Annotated in this window: 15 protein-coding genes and 1 pseudogene; 9 read left to right on the forward strand and 7 right to left on the reverse strand. The window is 56.3% G+C overall.

Features of this window, described 5'->3' with window-relative positions; genetic code table 11:
* Positions 1–220 precede the first annotated feature (220 nt).
* The 4 genes and pseudogenes from ACTG1P_RS18000 to ACTG1P_RS18015 form a co-directional block, all read right to left on the reverse strand.
* Positions 221–1582 carry an endonuclease/exonuclease/phosphatase family protein gene (locus ACTG1P_RS18000; protein ID WP_440001856.1) on the reverse strand — a complete coding sequence of 454 codons (1362 nt, stop codon included), beginning with the start codon at positions 1580–1582 and terminating at the stop codon, positions 221–223.
* A 230-nt stretch (positions 1583–1812) separates the two neighbouring features.
* Positions 1813–2625: a heme ABC transporter ATP-binding protein gene (locus tag ACTG1P_RS18005; RefSeq protein ID WP_100645236.1), complete on the reverse strand. Its 813-nt coding sequence runs from the start codon at positions 2623–2625 to the stop codon at positions 1813–1815.
* A gap of 11 nt (positions 2626–2636) precedes the next feature.
* Positions 2637–3666, reverse strand: a pseudogene (locus ACTG1P_RS18010) (FecCD family ABC transporter permease).
* Positions 3663–4514, reverse strand: coding sequence for a heme/hemin ABC transporter substrate-binding protein (locus tag ACTG1P_RS18015; RefSeq protein WP_150998959.1), 852 nt, complete (start codon positions 4512–4514; stop codon positions 3663–3665). The pseudogene ACTG1P_RS18010 and the gene ACTG1P_RS18015 overlap by 4 nt, the downstream one beginning before the upstream one ends.
* Before the next feature lie 170 nt (positions 4515–4684).
* Here ACTG1P_RS18015 and hutX point away from each other — a divergent pair, with 170 nt between their 5' ends.
* Positions 4685–5197 carry a heme utilization cystosolic carrier protein HutX gene (hutX, locus tag ACTG1P_RS18020; protein ID WP_042080089.1) on the forward strand — a complete coding sequence of 171 codons (513 nt, stop codon included), beginning with the start codon at positions 4685–4687 and terminating at the stop codon, positions 5195–5197.
* Positions 5194–5751 (forward strand): heme utilization protein HutZ, encoded by a 558-nt coding sequence (gene hutZ, locus ACTG1P_RS18025; protein ID WP_005335257.1) that lies wholly within the window; start codon positions 5194–5196, stop codon positions 5749–5751. Before hutX ends, hutZ begins: the two co-directional genes overlap by 4 nt.
* A gap of 86 nt (positions 5752–5837) precedes the next feature.
* Here the strand turns inward: hutZ and ACTG1P_RS18030 are convergent, their stop codons facing one another.
* The 3 genes from ACTG1P_RS18030 to ACTG1P_RS18040 are packed head-to-tail and all read right to left on the reverse strand — an operon-like array spanning position 5838 to position 7810.
* Entirely contained in the window at positions 5838–6221 is a 384-nt protein-coding gene (locus ACTG1P_RS18030; protein WP_005335256.1) for a hypothetical protein, read from the reverse strand.
* A 37-nt stretch (positions 6222–6258) separates the two neighbouring features.
* The gene (locus tag ACTG1P_RS18035; protein ID WP_440001857.1) at positions 6259–6813 is read right to left on the reverse strand and encodes a cysteine hydrolase family protein; all 555 of its coding nucleotides are present in this window, start codon (positions 6811–6813) and stop codon (positions 6259–6261) included.
* A 25-nt stretch (positions 6814–6838) separates the two neighbouring features.
* Positions 6839–7810 (reverse strand): ChaN family lipoprotein, encoded by a 972-nt coding sequence (locus ACTG1P_RS18040; RefSeq protein ID WP_440001858.1) that lies wholly within the window; start codon positions 7808–7810, stop codon positions 6839–6841.
* A gap of 193 nt (positions 7811–8003) precedes the next feature.
* Here ACTG1P_RS18040 and ACTG1P_RS18045 point away from each other — a divergent pair, with 193 nt between their 5' ends.
* From ACTG1P_RS18045 to ACTG1P_RS18075, 7 genes are all read left to right on the forward strand, one after another.
* Complete coding sequence (locus ACTG1P_RS18045) at positions 8004–10109, forward strand: TonB-dependent hemoglobin/transferrin/lactoferrin family receptor (protein WP_440001859.1); 2106 nt, start codon at positions 8004–8006, stop codon at positions 10107–10109.
* A 216-nt stretch (positions 10110–10325) separates the two neighbouring features.
* A complete protein-coding gene (locus ACTG1P_RS18050; RefSeq protein WP_440001860.1) occupies positions 10326–11126 on the forward strand; it encodes a LuxR family transcriptional regulator in 801 nt (266 codons plus the stop codon).
* A gap of 226 nt (positions 11127–11352) precedes the next feature.
* Positions 11353–11871, forward strand: a complete 519-nt coding sequence (gene hcp1, locus ACTG1P_RS18055) for a type VI secretion system effector Hcp1 (protein ID WP_005332563.1) — start codon at positions 11353–11355, stop codon at positions 11869–11871.
* A gap of 338 nt (positions 11872–12209) precedes the next feature.
* A complete protein-coding gene (gene tssI / locus ACTG1P_RS18060; RefSeq protein ID WP_440001861.1) occupies positions 12210–14291 on the forward strand; it encodes a type VI secretion system tip protein TssI/VgrG in 2082 nt (693 codons plus the stop codon).
* 9 nt (positions 14292–14300) lie between these two features.
* Positions 14301–16631, forward strand: a complete 2331-nt coding sequence (locus tag ACTG1P_RS18065) for a glycoside hydrolase family 73 protein (protein WP_440001862.1) — start codon at positions 14301–14303, stop codon at positions 16629–16631.
* Positions 16628–16978 carry a hypothetical protein gene (locus ACTG1P_RS18070; RefSeq protein ID WP_440001863.1) on the forward strand — a complete coding sequence of 117 codons (351 nt, stop codon included), beginning with the start codon at positions 16628–16630 and terminating at the stop codon, positions 16976–16978. Before ACTG1P_RS18065 ends, ACTG1P_RS18070 begins: the two co-directional genes overlap by 4 nt.
* Positions 16979–17199: 221 nt before the next feature.
* Positions 17200–17619 carry a hypothetical protein gene (locus ACTG1P_RS18075; protein WP_440001864.1) on the forward strand — a complete coding sequence of 140 codons (420 nt, stop codon included), beginning with the start codon at positions 17200–17202 and terminating at the stop codon, positions 17617–17619.
* Positions 17620–17727: the final 108 nt, after the last annotated feature.

The following is a 17727-nucleotide window of genomic DNA, read 5'->3' on the forward strand; positions in this document are numbered from 1 at the left end:
CAAAAAGTGAAAGCGGAGGAGGGAGGGCCACCGGATCCGCCGTGCGGCCGGATGGCAAGAGCGGGCATGCTACCACCATTGGCGTGGCGGTTCTGTGATCGCGAGGCCCATTCAACTGTTATGGATGGGGGATGCCATGCCAAGCGGTGGATTAATGAGCCGTGGTCAACGCGCCACCCCTCGCCATAAAAGACCCCGCCGCAGCGGGGTCATGGCAGAGTTAGTCGAGTTTGAGATCGACCCAGACCATGCGGTGATCCGAACTGACACCCTTGGCGATGCCGAGTTTCGCATCATAGACCAGGTGATAACCGGCCTCGAAGCTGGCAGGCCAGAAGACGCCGCTCTTGACCGCGTTGAGGTTGGCGGAGGGGATGACGTGATCCAGCTGCAGCACGCTGGAGTTGGTGATGCGTTCCGGGTTGGGGCGATTGAGGTTGCGTTTGCAGTCGGTCCCCTTGCTGACACACTCCGGGCCCCCTTCGCTGACCGGGATCAGGGTGCCATTGGTGATGGCTTGATTCATCAGCGGATTGTTTAGCAGATCCTGAATGGCGCTCAGATCGCCATCGCCAGTGAGGGGATCGGCGTTGAGATCCCCTGCGATAACGAACTTGGCGTTTTTGTCCAGCCCGCCCTTGGTGCCCTTGTCATCGGTCATGTAGTTGAGACCCTTGACGTAGTCGTTCCAGAAGGCGATCTCGGCGCGGTTGTGCTTGACGGTGTGACGCGCAGCGTTGGCAAAGATTGGCGGGGTCGGGTGGGAGATCAGGAAGTGGATCACCTCTTCACCCTTCTCGGTCTTGATGCGTACCGGTACATCGGCGTGGTTCTTGGAGGAGAGCGGGTACTGCTGCCAGGCTGCGTCTGAATACCAGGCATCACCACACTGGCGGCTGGCAGGGATCTTGACCTTGGGATTGTTGCAGTCATCGATGATGGGGTTCTGCTCGCCCGGCATATCCTTCCACTTGAAGTTCTGGAAGGTACGGATCTGCTTGGTGTCGATGGGATATTTGGACATCACCGCAAAGGCGTACTGGCCGTGATAGTTGCCAAAGCCCCAGGCATCGTCGGGGCCGCTGTTGACCTTGCCATCCAGATTGAGGTCGTAGCCACTCATCAGGCCGGTGTTAGTGGCGAAGTTCTGCATCACCGGATAGCTGATGGCGGTTACTTCGGCGTGCTGGGCGTGGGCCAGATAGTTGTCGTTGAAGGCTTTCAGATCGGCGGTGCTCTCGCCTTTGCCGTCGTTGTCGAATTCGTTGAGCAGGAACACATCCGGGCGGGTGCGCTGGATGATCTCCGCCACGTTGCGGATCTGCTGTACGTTCTTGGCTTTGGTTTCAGTGGCGCCGCTCAGGCTCCCTTCGGCGAGGCGGGCCAGCAGGGCATCCTGCTCGGTGCGGGTCAAGGCCAGCTCACCGGTCAGCATACCGGCGGCAGTGCGGTCAAAAGAGAGGTTGAAGGTGGCAAAACGAACCATGGGATCAGCTGCTTTTGAGTCGTTGTCGCTGTTGCAGCCAGCCAGCATCCCGAGGGAGATGGCGGCAGCCAGTAGGGTCTTGTTGATATTCTTCATTGTAATTATTCCGTAGCATCAATGAGTTATGCCTTCTGTGAGGCGGCGCCATTATAAGGAGACGGTGATGCTGCGGGGATTTTGCCTGAGCAAAGTGTGAGGATATTCACACCACATATCTGGCGATGATGAATGTTAGCAGGGCGATATGGGGTGTGAAAAACCGGTTTATACGCTGCAGTTTCCGGGATGAATGGCGCGCTTCCAGCCGTTACCGCACTCTGAATTTGTCACACCACCATCGGCAGGCCGCTCTCGGGGTGGTGGATCACCTGTGCCGGATAGTCATAGAGACGGGCGATGAGCTCAGGGGTCAGCACCTCGGCAGGTGTGCCATCGGCCATCAGTTTGCCCCGTTCCAGCATCACCAGCCGATCGGCATAGCGCGCCGCCAGATTGAGGTCGTGCAGCACCACCAGCACAGCTGTATTGCGGCTGGCGAGGGCGCGCGCCATGGTGAGCAACTGGTGCTGGTATTTCAGATCCAGCGCCGAGGTTGGCTCATCGAGCAGCAGCAGGCGAGGTTGCTCGGCCTGCTCGGTCGGGGAGGGGGCCTGCCAGATCTGCGCCAGCACCCGGGCAAACTGCACCCGCTGCCGCTCGCCGCCGGAGAGCCCCGGATAGAGCCGCTTGGCCAGATGCTCGACCCCGGCATGGGTCATGGCCGCAGCCACAATCTCGTCACGCCGCGCCGCCGGTTCACTGTGGGGCAAGCGCCCCATGGCGACCACTTCCTCGCAGAGAAAGGGGAAGTTGAGGGAGGAGCTTTGCGGCAATACCCCGAGCCGGTGGGCCAGTTGGCTGCTGTCCCACTGCTGGCGATCTGCGCCAAACAGGGTGATGGAACCCTCATATTCCAGCTCGCCGGTCAGGCACTTGAGCAGCGAGCTCTTGCCCGCCCCGTTGGGGCCGAGCAGCGCGGTCAGGGTGCCGCTCTCGAGACTAAGATCGAGCCCATCCAGGATCTGGCGCTGGCCACGGCGCAGGCTGAGTCGGGTGCAGCTCAACAAGGGGGCGGAGAGTGAGGATGAGAGTGGTTGCATAACAGTCCGTATCAGAGGGCGCGGCGGCCTTTTACCAGCAGCCAGAGGAAGAAGGGGGCGCCGAGCAGGGCGGTGATGATGCCCACCGGCAGCTCGGCCGGGGCCAGCAGGGTGCGTGCCAGCATGTCGGCCGCCAGCAGCAGGGCAGCGCCGAGCAGAGCCGAGAGCGGCAGCAACCTGACATGGTTGGGGCCTGCCAGCAGGCGAACCAGATGGGGCACCACCAGCCCGACGAAGCCGATCATCCCCGATACCGCCACCGCCACGCCGACGCCCGCCGCGGTGAGCAGAATAAGGCGGCGCTTGAGGGACTGCACATTGACCCCCAGATGACGGGCCTCTCCTTCACCCAGCAGCAGGGCATTGAGGGGATTGGCATCGCGCATAAAGAGCCACAGCAGCGCCGCCAGGGTGAGCAGGGCCAGCGCCACATCGGCCGGTTTGCCCGCCGCCAGCGTTCCCATTTGCCACAGGCTCAGGTTGCAGCATCTGATCGTCCGCCAGATAGGTGAGCAGGCCGATCACCGCTCCGGAGAGCGCCGTGATGGCGACACCGGCCAGCAGCATGACGGTGACCGAGGTGCCCCCCTCGCGGGTGCCGAGCAGATAGACCAGAGTAGTGGTGAGCGCACCGCCGAGAAAGGCGAGCAGCGGCAGCAGGCCAACCCCGATGGTGGCTTGCAACTGCTGACCGAGTGGGGCCAGCAGCACGATGGCTAGCGCGGCACCGAGCGCCGCACCGCCGGAGACACCTATGATGCCGGGGTCAGCCAGGGGGTTGCGAAACAGTCCCTGCATCACGGCGCCACAGAGCCCGAGAATCCCCCCCACTGCGATGCAGAGCAGGGTTCTCGGCAGGCGAATTTCCTGCACGATCAGCAGTTTGTGCGACTCAATCCCGCTCTCCTGTCCGGCAAACAGCGCCCGCAGACTCTCGCCCAGGGTGAGGGTCATGGGGCCGGTTGCCAGCGAACCGAGCAGCAGCAGCGCCAGTGCGGCCGCGGTGAAGGCCAGCAGCCAGGAGAGGGGCAAGCGCATCATGACCCCTGCTTGATCCACTGGGCGATCTGGTTCGCCTGTTGCAGGGAGTTGAGGCTCAGGCCCCCTTGCAGGGCGTGACCGTCGATGGCGTGAATGGCGTTGCGCTTGCCTGCCGGGGTAGCCGCCAGGGCGGGCACTTCCGCCAGCACCTTGGCCGGATCGGCATATTGCTGCCAGTCACGACCGCTGACCAGCACCAGATCGGGCTGCATCTCGATGAGGGATTCTGCAGATACCGGCTTGTAGTTGCGCAATTCGGCGACCGGATTGATGCCGCCCGCCAGCGAGATCAGCGCGCTGGCGGTGGTGTCACCCCCGGCGATGCTGGTGGGTTGCCCCTTGTGCAGCAGCAGGAAGGCGACCTTGAGCGGTTTGTTCTGTTTGGCTTGCGCCGCCAGCTGAGCGGTCTGGGCCTGGATCTCAGCCTTCAGGCGATCGCCTGCGGCTTTATCGCCCAGCAGGCTGGAGAGGGTGTCGATACGCTGGTTGAGGTTGGCGAGAGTCGGCGCGGTATCCAGCACCTCCACCTTGACCCCGGCACGGCGCAGCTGATCCAGGGTCGGGGCCGGGCCCATCTCGTCGCTGCCCACCAGTCGGGTGGGGGAGAGGCTCAGGATCCCTTCGGCGGCCAGCGCCCGGTGATAACCCACCTTGGGCAACCCTTTTGGCAAAGGGCTGCTGACATCGGTGGCGATCAGGCTCGATTCACCGCCAAGGGCCAGAATGAGTTCTGTGGTGGCGGGGCCGATACTGACGATACGCTCTTTCTGTCCGTCGGCGGCAACGGCAGAGAAGGGAGAGAGTGAACTGCAGAGCAGGGTGATGGCGAGGGCAAGACGACGGCCCATGCTAACCTCCGAAGGGGTGAATGAAACGGGTGTGCCGCCGAGAATATCAAGGCTTTGGAAAAAATGCACTGATAATGATAGCAATTATCAATTGCATTGATTCCAGTGCTTTATTAGAGTAGCCGCCATGATAAACAGCGGGACGACCTGATCCCGCAGAGGGAGAAAACATGAGCATTGCACAACGCATTCACGCGCTGCTGGAGCAGGATCCCGGCGCTCATCCGTCCACCCTGGCGGCCCAGCTTGCCATCAGCGAATGGGAGGTGGTTCGCCATCTGCCCGCCGAGCTGGTGACCCTGTTGCCCGCCGATCGTGCGCAAGGTCTGCTGGAAGATCTGGCCGACTGGGGCCCGGTGACCACCATCGTCGAATCAGAAGGTTCCATCTTCGAGGTAAAAGCCCCCTTCCCGAAAGGCAAGGACGCACGCGGTTACTACAACCTGATGGGCCGCGACGGTGAGCTGCATGGTCACCTCAAACTCGACAACGTGGCGGGGATTGCGCTGGTCAGCAAGCTGTTCATGGGCAAGGAGGGGCACTCCTTCCAGTTCTTCGGTCACTCCGGCCGCTGCATGTTCAAGGTCTATCTGGGGCGCGACGAGAAACGCCAGCTGCTGGCCGATCAGGTTACCCGTTTCATGGCGCTGCGCCACAACTCTCAAGAGGAAGTCAAAGCATGAGTGAACGTCAGGAGCGTCTGCAGAACCGCCTGCAACCGGAGATCCGCGAGTTTCGCGACAGCTGCCGCACCCTGCAGCTCGCCACCGTCGATGGCGAAGGCAATCCCAACGCCAGCTATGCCCCGTTTGTGCTGCAGGAAGATGGCTACTATGTGCTGATCTCCGAGATCGCCCGCCACGCCCGCAACCTGCAACAGGTGCCCCGGGTATCCCTGATGCTGATCGAGGATGAGAGCGGTGCCCGCGAGCTGTTTGCCCGCAAGCGCTTGACCTTCGATGCGGTGGCTGAAGTGGTGGCCCGTGACGACGCCCGCTGGAGCAAGGCGGTGGCGGCACTGGAAGGTCGTTTTGGCGAGATCATCAAGGGTCTCTCCAACCTCAAGGATTTCAAACTGTTCCGCCTCAAGCCGGAACAGGGGCTGTTCGTCAAGGGCTTCGGCCAGGCGTTCGCGGTCTCCGGTGACGAGCTGGTGGATTTCGTCCATCTGGTGGAAGGGCACAAGCGCATCGACAACGGTGCCGAGCTCACCAGCCCGGCCGATGCGCCGGTCTGACGATCCCTGTCGACACGACAGCCGTCATAACAAAACGGGCAGCCACTGGGCTGCCCGTTTTTATTGCGTTATCTCATCTGGCCTGTTCAATCCTGCCAGGAGGCCTTGTTGGGAAAAGCGCGACGATCGGCGTCGGTGGCCGTTTCGTTGCACTCTCCCCGCACCTTCCAGGAGGTCTGGCTCAGTACGATGTACCCCTGGCGGCAATACTGCTTGGTCGCCAGGGTCTCGGTCAGCAGATTCTCCTGCAAGGCTTCCCGCTGTTCCAGCAGCCGCTGGCTCTGGGCCGCCGAGAGGCCGCGCGGCAAGGTGTCGTTGGGCGCGGCTTCAAAGGTGAAGCGCTTGCTCCCCTCCTCATTGATATGGGTCAGAAACAGAGGTTCCGGCCCGTCATACTTCTGTCCGGGCAAGCTGGAGCAGGCCGATAGCAGGGGAACAATCAACAACAGGGTGGCAGACAACAGGCGCACGACAGACTCCAGTGAGAAACGAGGCGAGGCTCGCAGATTAGCACGGCTGCAGGGCGGGTGTTACTGCCAGCAGCTCGTCGGTGCTGAGCAGGGTCACACTGCGCCCCTCCGGCAGGCTGAGGTGGCGCCACATCCAGTGATGGTGCTCGGTGATCTGTGCCGCGCTCAGGTGGGGGCGATCGGCGGTGGTGTGACCATCGCTCAACACCAGCACCTCATACCCATGGGAGGCGGCACTGCGCACCGTGGTGTCGACGCAAAAATCGGTGGCGCAGCCACAGAGAATGAGTCGATCGACCGGCTGCTCGGCCAGCAGGAAGGCAAGCTCGGTGTCGAGAAAGCTGTCACAGGCCGTTTTGCGTACCCGGCTCTCTCCCTTGGCCGGTTGCAGCGCACTGTGCAACTGCCAACCCGGGGTGCCCGGTTCCAGCTCGGTACCGGGGGGTGAGTCATGCTGGATATAGATGACCCGTCCCTGTTGCTGCCTGACATGGGCCGCAGCCCGGTTGATATTGGCCAGCACCTGCTCCTGGCGGTAACGGGGCTCGTTGAATAAGCCTTGCTGCACATCGATGATCAGTAACACATCCATATTTTACCCGCCGTTTCCTGGAAGATTAGGGTTGCAGCCACTGGCTGCAGTCACGACTGCGGGATTGATGCAGCGCGCCCATATCTTGCTTCATCTCGTCACTGTTTTGCCAGCGCTTAGGCAGCGGCATGATGGTTACCTGCACATCGGCTGCGGGATCTGCAACAGAGGTCTCATCTGTGCGGGGCACGACCAGCGCCACCTTGAGGGCAGGATTGCGGCTGGCGATGCGACTGGCGAGCCCAAGCCCCCCCTCGACGTGGAAATTGCCGGCGATATGCATGATCTGCTGGCCCGGGTGCTTGGCGAGATAATCCACCATGCTCTCGGCCATGGTGTCATCCCAACTGGTCTGAGCGGCGAAGCGGCGGGCGTTGCTGTCGGCATCGCCATGGTGCATGGAGGCCATAAATTTCTGGCGATAGGGCTCATCTCCCAGCGTCAGCTGGCGGGCCAGTTGGCTGCGACGCGACGCGGGCAGTTTGTCGAGCCACTCAGCCCCCTCCTGACCGACACAGCTCACCAGCGGCTTGGGGGCGTTGGCGGCGATCACCGGCATCCGGTGAGCCTTGGCAAACTCCACCAGCGGACGGTAGTCGCTCGGATAGTTGGGCCAGGCGTTGCCTTCGCGGATCAAGGCCGCTTCACCAATCTGGTTCGCCAGATAGGCATCCAGCGTCTTCTGATCGGCGCGGCTGAACTGCTCCATGGAGAGGGCCAATGGCCGACCGTGCTGCTGGCCAGCGGTGTAGAGCCCGCTCAGCAGGCGCGATTGAAACAGGTGCACGGCGGGATGGCTGTGCAGCTCACCCACCAGAATGATATCGGCGTCGGCAGTGCGCGCGATAGCCTGCTCCAGCGTCAGGTCTGCGTCTCCTTCGCCGCTTAGCCGGTAGTCATAGAGCGTTTGCAACTGTGATGACACGGTTGGCTGGGTTGGGGTGGCACAGGCTGCCAGTAGCAGCGGCAGGGCGAGCAGGGGAAGTCGTCTAATCATGGGATCTCACGGCTGATATGCCCGGATGCCGGTGCATCTCGGGGGGCTAATAGAGAATAAGGGCAACACAGGACGACAGTGTAAAACCAATTTGGTTCAAAACAAATGAGAATGATTTCGTTTCTTGTTGATCTTTGTCGAGAGCCGGGTAATATGCGGCCTGTTTGATAACAGTTCTCAATAAGGATTCGCTGTGACCCATCATAACGCACTCTCTCTGGTTGCCCTCGCCGTGGCGGCCGGTCTCTCCTCCCAGGTCTTTGCTGCCACCCAGAAGGCGGATGAAGTCGTGGTCGTCAGCGGCTCACGGATGGAGCAAAAACTGGAAGATGTCTCCGGCCCCATCTCGGTGATCACCGCCAAGCAGATTGAAGAGCAAGTCGTCACCAACGTCGCCGACCTGTTTCGCTACGAACCCGGTGTGACCGTGCTCGGCGGTCAGGGTGATGCGCAGACCTTCATCATCCGCGGCATGGGTGAAAACCGGGTCAAGGTGGTGCGCGACGGTGTGCGCCAGAACGATGCCTACAGCAAGGGCGGTGTCGGTCAGAGCTACTTCGATACCGACATGATCAAGCAGGTGGAAGTGGCCAAGGGGCCGGCGTCTGCCGCCTACGGATCCGATGCGCTGGGTGGCGTGATTACCATCACCACCAAGGATGCCAGCGATTTCCTCAAGGGCAAGGATAGCTATCTGGATGTGACCAGCGGTTACGCCTCCAGCAGCCACCAGAAAATGGCGGGCTTTACCGGCGCCCTGCGCACTGGTGAAGTGGAGAACCTGCTGCGCTACACCTGGCGCGATGGCGGTGTGACCCAGAATTTCGACTCCACCAAAAACGACTTCGATATCGGTACCCACGCCCTGCTGCTCAAGAGCAAGTGGAATCTCTCCGATGAGCAGTTCCTCAAGCTGACCGTTGACTACCTGACCGATGGCGAGGAGCCGGATGCGGTCAAGCTCAACAAGGTCGGTACCGGTACTGCCCGTGTCTTTGATCAGCCCATCACCGACAAGCAGACCGACAACCTCTCGGTGGTGCTGGATCACGGCATCGCGCTGAATCAAGGCTGGGCCGATCGGATGGATAGCAAGGTTTACTTCGCCCGCACCAAGCAGACGCTGGATCAGTACGCCTCATCCAAGTATCCGGTCAGCCCCGGCAACCCCTATGTGACCAAAAACTCGCTGGATCACAACGTGTTCGATCAGAAGAACATCGGCGCCCAGCTGCAGTTCCACAAGGCGGTCGCCAACCACCGCCTGGCCTGGGGGGCTGAATACGAGCACACCGACAACGAACGTACCCGTTACAAGGGGCCGACGACTCCCGGTGATTTTGTCGGCTACAACGAGCTGAGTTTCCCGACTACCACCAGCGAGCGCAGCGCCCTGTGGGCCTTTGACGAGATCAAGTTTGGCGAGCGCTGGGTGCTGACCCCGGGTGCCCGTTATGACTACTACCGGATGACCCCGGACAACGATCCGGCCTACACAGGCGACAAGCTGCACAAGTTCTCGGAAGGGGAGTTGTCACCCAAGCTGGGTCTGGTGTTTAAGGCCCACGAGGCGGCCAACCTGTTCGCCCAGTACAGCCACGGTTTCAAGGCCCCCATGTATGACAGCGCCTTCTCCACCCTGAACCATCAGGCGTACGGCTATCGCATAGAGCCCAACCCGAACCTCAATCCGGAGAGCAGCGACGGCATCGATCTTGGCGTGCGTGGCAGCAGCCACGGCTTCAGCTATGAAGTAGCCAGCTTCTACAACAAGTTTGAAGACTTCATCGAGATGGTGGAAGTGGGCAAAGAGGGGCGCACCACCGTCTACCAGTACCAGAACCTGAGCAAGGCGACCACCAAAGGGGTCGAAGCCAAGGCGGATTACTGGCTCAACGATATCGTTAATGTCTGGGGCAACCTCGCCTACATCGAAGGCAAGGATGGGGATGGCAACTACATCAACAGCCTGAGCCCGCTGAACGGCTCCGTCGGTGTGCGTCTGGAACAGTCCCAATGGAACTTCAACACAGCCCTGCGCTTTGCTGACGACATGGACAAAGTCCGTAAAGACAGCAAAGGCAACGATTACGTGAAGAGCGCCGGTTGGGGTGTGGTAGATATGTATGCCCAGTTCAACCCGATGACCGACCTGCAGCTCAACGTCGGGGTCTTCAACCTGTTTGACAAGGAGTACACCAGCTACGAGCGTATCGCCGGTCGTGCCGAGGGCTCCGATAACAGCCTGATGACCGAACCGGGCCGCAACCTGAGTGCACGGGTCAAATACGTATTCTAAAAAGACAACACACGCAGTGATCTCGGGCTGTTGCCCGCACCGGATCCCCGCCCTGACAGGCGGGGATTTTTTATACATGTAGCCAGGTGTGAGGTGACCCGCTCAAGCCATGTTATTCATTGGCTTCGCCTTTTTCTTTGTGTTGGCGAGATACTATGCTATTTGATTCATTGTTAATGACATTTAGTAATTCTTTACAATGGGTGTGCCTCGCTTTTGACTTCGACATCGCACTTTTTCCTCGACACCGTCGATGCACTTGAGCTGATTACCCGCTTCAATGAGGCCTCTGACGAGCAGACCATAGTGACTCTGTTGCGAACTCTGAGCCAGCAGATGGGATTTGACCACTTCCGGCTGGGATTCATCTTTCCCAGTTCGATTCAGCGTCCTGATGTGAGGATTTTCAACGGCTGTCCTGTCGAGTGGGTGCAGGCCTATGACAAACAACGTTTTTTTGCGGTAGATCCTGTTGTGCGTAAAGGAATGAAGCAGAGCACCCCAATCCTCTGGGCCAACCTGATCTCCGAGTGTTGCGATCAGCAAGACATCGCTGGGTTGGAAGTGATGCGGCAGGCACAAGAGATGGGGCTGCGCGACGGGATCACGATTCCTTGGCACGGGGCGAATGGCCATGTTGGCTTGCTGTCATTGATCACTCGTACGCCACGAACCGAACATCAGTGGCTGACGGCTATTCCCTTTTTAAGCTGGCTGGCGGTGCATGTCTTCGAGGCGGTGGCCCGTGTTTGTCTTGCCGTGACGCTTCCTCAGGAAGATCTGACGCTACGGGAGCTGGAGGTGTGCCAATGGGCCGCCGAAGGCAAGCAAGTGAGCGATATTGCCCAGATCCTGGGGATCAAGCCCAGAACCGTCACTTTCCATCTTGAACGGATCGCGGAGAAGCTGGGGGCAAGCAGCAAAAATCAGGCGATATCCTGGGCACTGATGCAGGGGATTGTCAGACTGAACATTGACACGGCACAAATCGAAAATGTGGATGATAACAGTGCATGATGCTGCCTAACGCAAAAGCTTGCTCATTACGTAGATGAAATTACTGAAAAGGTCAGTTTTGCCAGTGAGTGTGATGACATTGCGCAACTTATTGCACCCATGTGCGTCGAGTGGGAATTGATGTGGTCTAATTGATTGATAAATAAGAAATAAAAAAATGGCATGGTCGCTGCTAAAGGTTGGTCGAGTGCTATCTCGTTTAACCAATCTATTTAGGAGCATACCCATGCCAACTCCATGTTATATCAGCATTGAAGGTAAAACCCAGGGCAATATCACCGCCGGTGCCTTCACTTCCGATTCCGTCGGCAACATCTTCGTACAAGGTCACGAAGACGAGATGCTGGTACAAGAGTTCCAGCACGTTGTCACCGTCCCGACCGACCCGCAATCCGGTCAGCCTGCCGGTCAGCGTGTCCACAAGCCGTTCAAGTTCACCGTTGCGCTGAACAAAGCCGTGCCGCTGATGTACAACTCTCTGGCGTCCGGCGAGATGCTGCCAAAAGTGACCCTGAAGTGGTACCGCACCTCCGTTGAGGGCAAGCAAGAGCACTTCTTCTCTACCGTGCTGACCGATGCCACCATTGTTGACATTGACTGCCAGATGCCGCACTGCCAGGACCCGGCGAAGTCTGACTTCACCCAGCTTATCCAGGTCTCCATGGCTTACCGCAAGATTGACTGGGAGCACACCGTTGCCGGTACTTCCGGTGCGGACGATTGGCGCGCCCCCATCGAGGCGTAAGCCTTGCTTCGGTACTTTGGTATTCCTTGTAAGTAGTAATGTGTCTTTGAGCCGGTTGTTCAACCGGCTTCTTGTACTGTGCATTTTCTCCAGCCTGGCCAACGGGGTGGCTGGAGCTTTTCTGTTTTGCCATCCCTCTGCCTTGGGTTCGATTCATGCGGGGTGATGGCAAAGCACTAAAGGGTGTCCTGTGATGCAGACCCAATCCGCCCGTGACCCGTGTTCGCCGCTATCTTGGTTGCCCGTTGTGGCACCGGAGAGGGCGGTAGCGTGGTTTGGCGGTTGGGGTCTTGAAGAAGGGCGCAGACATCGCGTGGCCGTGACAAGAGGGGAGAGCCATGGCTAATCAAACCGGATTGCAATTTACCGTCAAGGTGGGGGCGCTGCCCGAGAGCACCTTCGTGGTGGCGAGTTTCCAGCTGGACGAGGGGCTGAACCGGCCCTTCAACCTGCGCCTTGAGCTGGCAAGCAGCCAGCCCGATGTCGACTTTGGCGCCGTGCTGGACCAGCCGTGCGAGCTCATGGTGTGGTACAACGGCGAGCTGCAGCGCCGGGTCTGCGGGGTAGTGAGCGAGTTTGCCCAAGGGGACAGCGGCTTTCGCCGTACCCGTTACCGCATGGAGGTGAAACCTGCCCTGTGGCGGCTGGGGTTGCGCCAAAACTCCCGCATCTTTCAGGCACAAAAGCCCGATGAAATCCTCAGCATCCTGCTGCAAGAGCACGGCATCACCGACTACGCCTTTGCACTCAAGAATGAGCATGCCCAGCGCGAATACTGCGTACAGTATCGGGAGACCGACCTTGATTTCGTGAACCGCTTGGCCGCCGAAGAGGGCTTGTTCTACTTCCACGAATTCGAAGCAGGCAAACACCGCATTGTGTTTGCCGACGACGCGGCGGCCCTGACTGCCGGCCCCGAGCTCTTCTTCAACCTCGGCAACCGCTCGCTGGAGCAGGGCCCCTATGTGCGCCAGTTCCACTACCGCGAATCGGTGCGCCCCTCGGATGTGGAGCTGAAAGACTACAGCTTCAAGACCCCGGCCTATGGTCTCTCCCACAAGAAGCAGGGTAGCGAACTTGAGCATCAACGGGATACCTACCAGCACTTCGACTACCCGGGCCGCTACAAGCAGGACCCGAGTGGCAAGGCCTTTGCCCAGCACCGGCTCGATGCCCTGCGCAATGACGCGGTGGCAGGCAGTGGCAAGTCCAACAGCGCGGCGCTGCTGCCGGGTCAGCACTTTTCATTGACCGAACACCCCAACGGCAGCCTCAACAGCGACTGGCAAATCGTCCATATCCGCCACACCGGTGAACAACCCCAAGCCCTGGAAGAGGAAGGCGGCAGTGGTCCGACCGTCTACCACAACGAATTTGGCGTAGTGAAAGCGAGCACCACCTGGCGCGCCCGCATCGGCAGCCCCGAGGCTCCCCGCAAGCCGATGGTGGATGGCCCGCAAATCGCCATCGTAGTCGGCCCCGAGGGGGAAGAGATTTACTGCGACGAACATGGCCGGGTGAAACTGCAGTTCCCGTGGGACCGCTACGGCTCGAGCAACGACCAGAGCTCGTGCTGGGTACGGGTGAGCCAAGGCTGGGCTGGTGGTCAGTATGGCATGATGACCATCCCACGCATCGGCCACGAAGTTATCGTCTCGTTTCTGGAAGGAGACCCCGACCAGCCCATCGTGACGGGTCGCACCTTCCATGCCACCAACCGGCCTCCTTACGAGCTGCCGGCCAACAAGACCCGCACCGTGCTACGCACCGAAACCCACAAGGGTGAGGGTTTTAACGAACTTCGTTTTGAAGACCAGGCGGGGCAGGAAGAGATTTATATTCACGGTCAGAAAGACCTGAACGTACTTATCCAGAACGATGCTGCCTGGCATATCAAGCATGACGAGCATCGTGACATCGACAACGAGCGGGTCACTCGCATCAGGAAGGTGCCGGGTAAGGATGGCGCTCCGCCCAGCCTCGGTAATGACCACCTGACAGTTGAAGGCGAGAAACGCGACCACATCAAGGCGGACTATTCACTGACCGTCGATACCTCCCTGCACCAGAAGCTGGGGCAGTCGCTGCTGGTGGAAGCGGGTGAAGAGGTGCATATCAAGGTGGGTGACAAGCTGGTGCTGGAGGCGGGCTCCGAGATCACCCTCAAGGGGGGTGGCAGCTTTGTCAAAGTTGACCCGAGCGGCATCAAGCTGGTCGGCCCCGCCATCAAACTCAATGCCGGCGGCAGCCCTGGAGCAGGCTCTGGCTGGGCTGGTCAGGCTCCCGTTACTCCCAAAGGGGTTGATGTGGTCAAAGCCCCAGAACTGGTTGAACTGGTCCAGGCCATTCCTACTGAGAAGGCGATGGAGGCGCTCTTGAAAGAAGAGAAGCCCGATGCATTCTATCTCTTTTCTGAATAAGGATAAAGCATGAAGTTTGCATTTCCCATCCTCACTGCCAAAGGTGAAGAATTCAAGGATGTCAAAGCGCTGACTGCACTTATTAATGGCGAAAAATCCGGTCATTATCTCCTTGGCAATCACAACAAATGGCACGGTGGTATTCATATCAGCGACCAGAGCGCTCCCTGGTGCAAGGATAAATATCCTGTCCGAGCCATTGCTGACGGCAAAGTCGTGGCTTTTCGGATGATGAAGGATTATCTGACCTCTGAATTTCAGGGAGAGTCACTGCGTTATTCCAACTGCTTCTGCCTGGTCCAACACGAATATTGTGAAATCAATGCAGAAACAAAAGCTAAAAACGAGTTCACCTTTTATTCGCTCTATATGCACCTGTTGCCTTGGGATAAGTACCAAAGCACCGAGAAGCTGGTGTTGAAAAAGGGTTGGAATGCTCGCAATTCTGTTCCCCATGCGAATCCTGATGCAGAGCAGCAGCGTGCCGATGCTGCCTTGCCCCGTTTCACTTTGCCTAAGGATACTGAACTGGAGATGGATAGCAGCATTCCCCCGAAAAAGGGGAGTGTTGGGGGCAAGGAGTATGATTTCATCAAGGTAAAGATCAAGAGCAAGCTGTCCAATGCCCAGATAAAAGAGGCTGAAAAGGCTGGCGTATTGGTCAGTGAAGGGAGTTCAGTCTGGATCGCCAATAGCCCGGATGCCGTGACCTTTATCAAGCCCAATGTGCCAACCTGGCTATTTGACCAAATAGAAGCTGAGCTGCTGACTAATATGATTGGCCGTTCAGATCCTGTTCTCAATGGGCCTACAGGTCGTCTAATGGCGGGAGACAAAAGTGTTTCTCTGCCTGCTGGCACCAAGTTGCAGTATGATGCCCACCAACTCGAATTTCATTGGATTGGTGATAAGGCTCGCAAGATGGCCAGATGCGAATATGTGACACCAAGTGCAGGTGCTGCTGCTGGTAGTTGTGGCATGGCTTGGGTGTGCGTCGAAGATGAATTTATCAAGGTCAATACCCGTACACCCTCCCATCTCGGCGAATTATATGTATTGCCATCTCCCGTGTCGATCGCGGCGGGTGAGACCATTGGCTACCTCGGTCTGGTGGAAACGCCGGGCTCCCTGATTGGGGGCAAGCAAAGCAAGCATCAGGTACATCTTGAGGTGTTCACCCAGGATCCCCGTCTGGACGATGTTCTAGCCAACAAGGCGGGAACGAAAGGTGGTGCTACCTATGCCAAAGTGCCTGCCGATTTGATCCTTCATGAGAAGAAGAGTGAGGGGGGGAAATCCAAGTGGGTAGCAACCAAGGACAAAAGTCAGGAAGTGCTGGTTGAATCACCCAAACAGGAAAAGGATGAAGCCAAGCAGGAGTGGGTCTGCGTTTCAGCAGATAAATATGTCAAGAAAGAGCAAGTTGAGTTATTGAGTCAGCATGACTGGCTGAAGATCGGCTTTAAAAAGGTCGATGGTTCAGGCTCTGATGGCTATCTGGATCCCGATGCGCCACCCACCTTCTTTACCGAATTGGTAAAGAGTTTCGATACCGACAAAAATGGTGAACTAAGTAGTAAAGAGATACAGGCCGCTCTACAAAATAGTGATAATGCCGGACAACTTCAAAAGTTAATTGTCAAGCATCCCAGTGAGTGGTATGAAAAATCATCAGCCAGTAGTTATCTATGGCTAGATAAACTTATGACCAAGATTGGTCTGCCTGACTTTGACTTATTGGTTGATCATGAGAAACAACGTATCGACAAGTTAGAGTGGATGCAAAGCGTGGCCAAGTTAAAATTAGGTGCTGAGTTGTGGCACATTTTTCCATTGGCATTTTGCTTAAATAACAATAAAAAGAGAACAGCCTTGCCAAAAATTTTTACAAGAGCTGAGTTCATTGAGTTTGTCTATGAATCTGCCAAAGAAAGTCAAGAAATATCACGTGTTCCAGCTGAGATTACAGCGGCTCAAGCAATTTTGGAAACTGGGTATGGAAAAAGTGTTCCAATCGACGTCCATACTGGCGTTTATAGTTATAACCTTTTTGGTATCAAAGCTCATGGTCATCCAGATTTTGTTGAAATATATACACATGAATATGAAAGGGGAGTTAAAGTTAAGGTTTTAGATAAGTTTAGAGCGTACGAATCTTTTGAGGATAGTATAAGTGGTCGAGCTGATTTTTTTGTAAATAACAAGCGATATCACTCTTTATTTGAATCGGTAGACCCGGTCAAATGGGCTCAAGGCCTCCAAAATAAAGGCTATGCGACAGATCCTCAGTATGCAAATAAATTGATTAGTATAATGAAAGCAAATGGATGGGTGAAATGAAAAATATTATTTTTATTTTATGGTTTTTTTGTGGTGTGGTTTCATCTGGTGAGATGGGAAACTATTGTGAAAAAAAAGATTCCGTAGGTCAGATTGAAGCAGAGAGAATAAATAGTTCTGAATCTGGCTATACAGTTTCAAGCAAGGGAAGAAGTTTTTTTTACTCTGCGCCTGATGATAAGTGTAAAACGAGCAAGTTTATTATTTTCAGGGATCGAATTGATGCGTACATGGAATATAATGACTTTTATTATGTTATTTACTTTGGAAAAAATGGCGTGACAACTGAGGGGTGGATGAAGTCCGAACGAATAAAAGCAAATGGCTATGGTGTAGGGCATAACTGAAGCTGGATGTGCAGTAAGTAACATTATTTTTAATTTGATGCTCAGCAATATTATAATTATTTCCAGAGGCAATATTTAAAATGCGGTTTCTCTTGGGTACTGCTTTAGTGTGCACTTTTTTATTTTTCGCTCATCGCATTCTTGATGACTATTTATTGTTAAAGAATTTCAATAGAGCATGGTGTGAAAGCGTCGTCTTAAAAAAGTGTTTTGGATGATAAATGATTTTTAAATTTTGCGTTTTTATTTTTGCATTTTTCTCCTTCTGCGTAAATGCTGGTGAAAGGTGGGCTATAGATTGTGTTTCGGGGAAAGGTAGTATTATCTTTGATCAAAAAAAAGCTGATATTGTAGTCAACTCTAATCAAATAGTAATATCTACTAAAGTTGTTAGAAATGATAATAAAATGTCTTTCTTCCTCGAAGGCCCTGCGGATCTGGGACGTGGTGGAATGATGCTCAACTGGGATGATTTCTCTATTGATAAGTCAATTGCAGATGCAGAAATGAATGGCAATAACATCAATTTATCATGGAAAGGCTTTTTAGAAAAAAGTGCATTTAAGTATGTCTGGGTATCAGAATCTGAATTTACCCCTCTCCATAATAAAAATCATGTAACTCTAATGAGATGTAAGTAAATATATAGCAATACAGACTAGTTTATTATCTGACATCGGCTCCACCCGGTGCCAGTATTTATTTCTCCCTGATATTAACATCTCCTGGCCATGCCAAAACATAAGATT

The sequence above is a fragment of the Aeromonas sp. 11P genome (genome assembly GCF_051920165.1).
Taxonomy (GTDB): Bacteria; Pseudomonadota; Gammaproteobacteria; order Enterobacterales; family Aeromonadaceae; genus Aeromonas; species Aeromonas veronii.

Coding starts and splice junctions, on each gene's coding strand:
- ACTG1P_RS18000 (WP_440001856.1), bottom strand. CDS start 1,582: ATGAAGAATATCAACAAGACCCTACTGGCTGCCGCCATCTCCCTCGGG.
- ACTG1P_RS18005 (WP_100645236.1), bottom strand. CDS start 2,625: ATGCAACCACTCTCATCCTCACTCTCCGCCCCCTTGTTGAGCTGCACC.
- ACTG1P_RS18015 (WP_150998959.1), bottom strand. CDS start 4,514: ATGGGCCGTCGTCTTGCCCTCGCCATCACCCTGCTCTGCAGTTCACTC.
- hutX (WP_042080089.1), top strand. CDS start 4,685: ATGAGCATTGCACAACGCATTCACGCGCTGCTGGAGCAGGATCCCGGC.
- hutZ (WP_005335257.1), top strand. CDS start 5,194: ATGAGTGAACGTCAGGAGCGTCTGCAGAACCGCCTGCAACCGGAGATC.
- ACTG1P_RS18035 (WP_440001857.1), bottom strand. CDS start 6,813: ATGGATGTGTTACTGATCATCGATGTGCAGCAAGGCTTATTCAACGAG.
- ACTG1P_RS18040 (WP_440001858.1), bottom strand. CDS start 7,810: ATGATTAGACGACTTCCCCTGCTCGCCCTGCCGCTGCTACTGGCAGCC.
- hcp1 (WP_005332563.1), top strand. CDS start 11,353: ATGCCAACTCCATGTTATATCAGCATTGAAGGTAAAACCCAGGGCAAT.
- tssI (WP_440001861.1), top strand. CDS start 12,210: ATGGCTAATCAAACCGGATTGCAATTTACCGTCAAGGTGGGGGCGCTG.
- ACTG1P_RS18065 (WP_440001862.1), top strand. CDS start 14,301: ATGAAGTTTGCATTTCCCATCCTCACTGCCAAAGGTGAAGAATTCAAG.
- ACTG1P_RS18070 (WP_440001863.1), top strand. CDS start 16,628: ATGAAAAATATTATTTTTATTTTATGGTTTTTTTGTGGTGTGGTTTCA.
- ACTG1P_RS18075 (WP_440001864.1), top strand. CDS start 17,200: ATGATTTTTAAATTTTGCGTTTTTATTTTTGCATTTTTCTCCTTCTGC.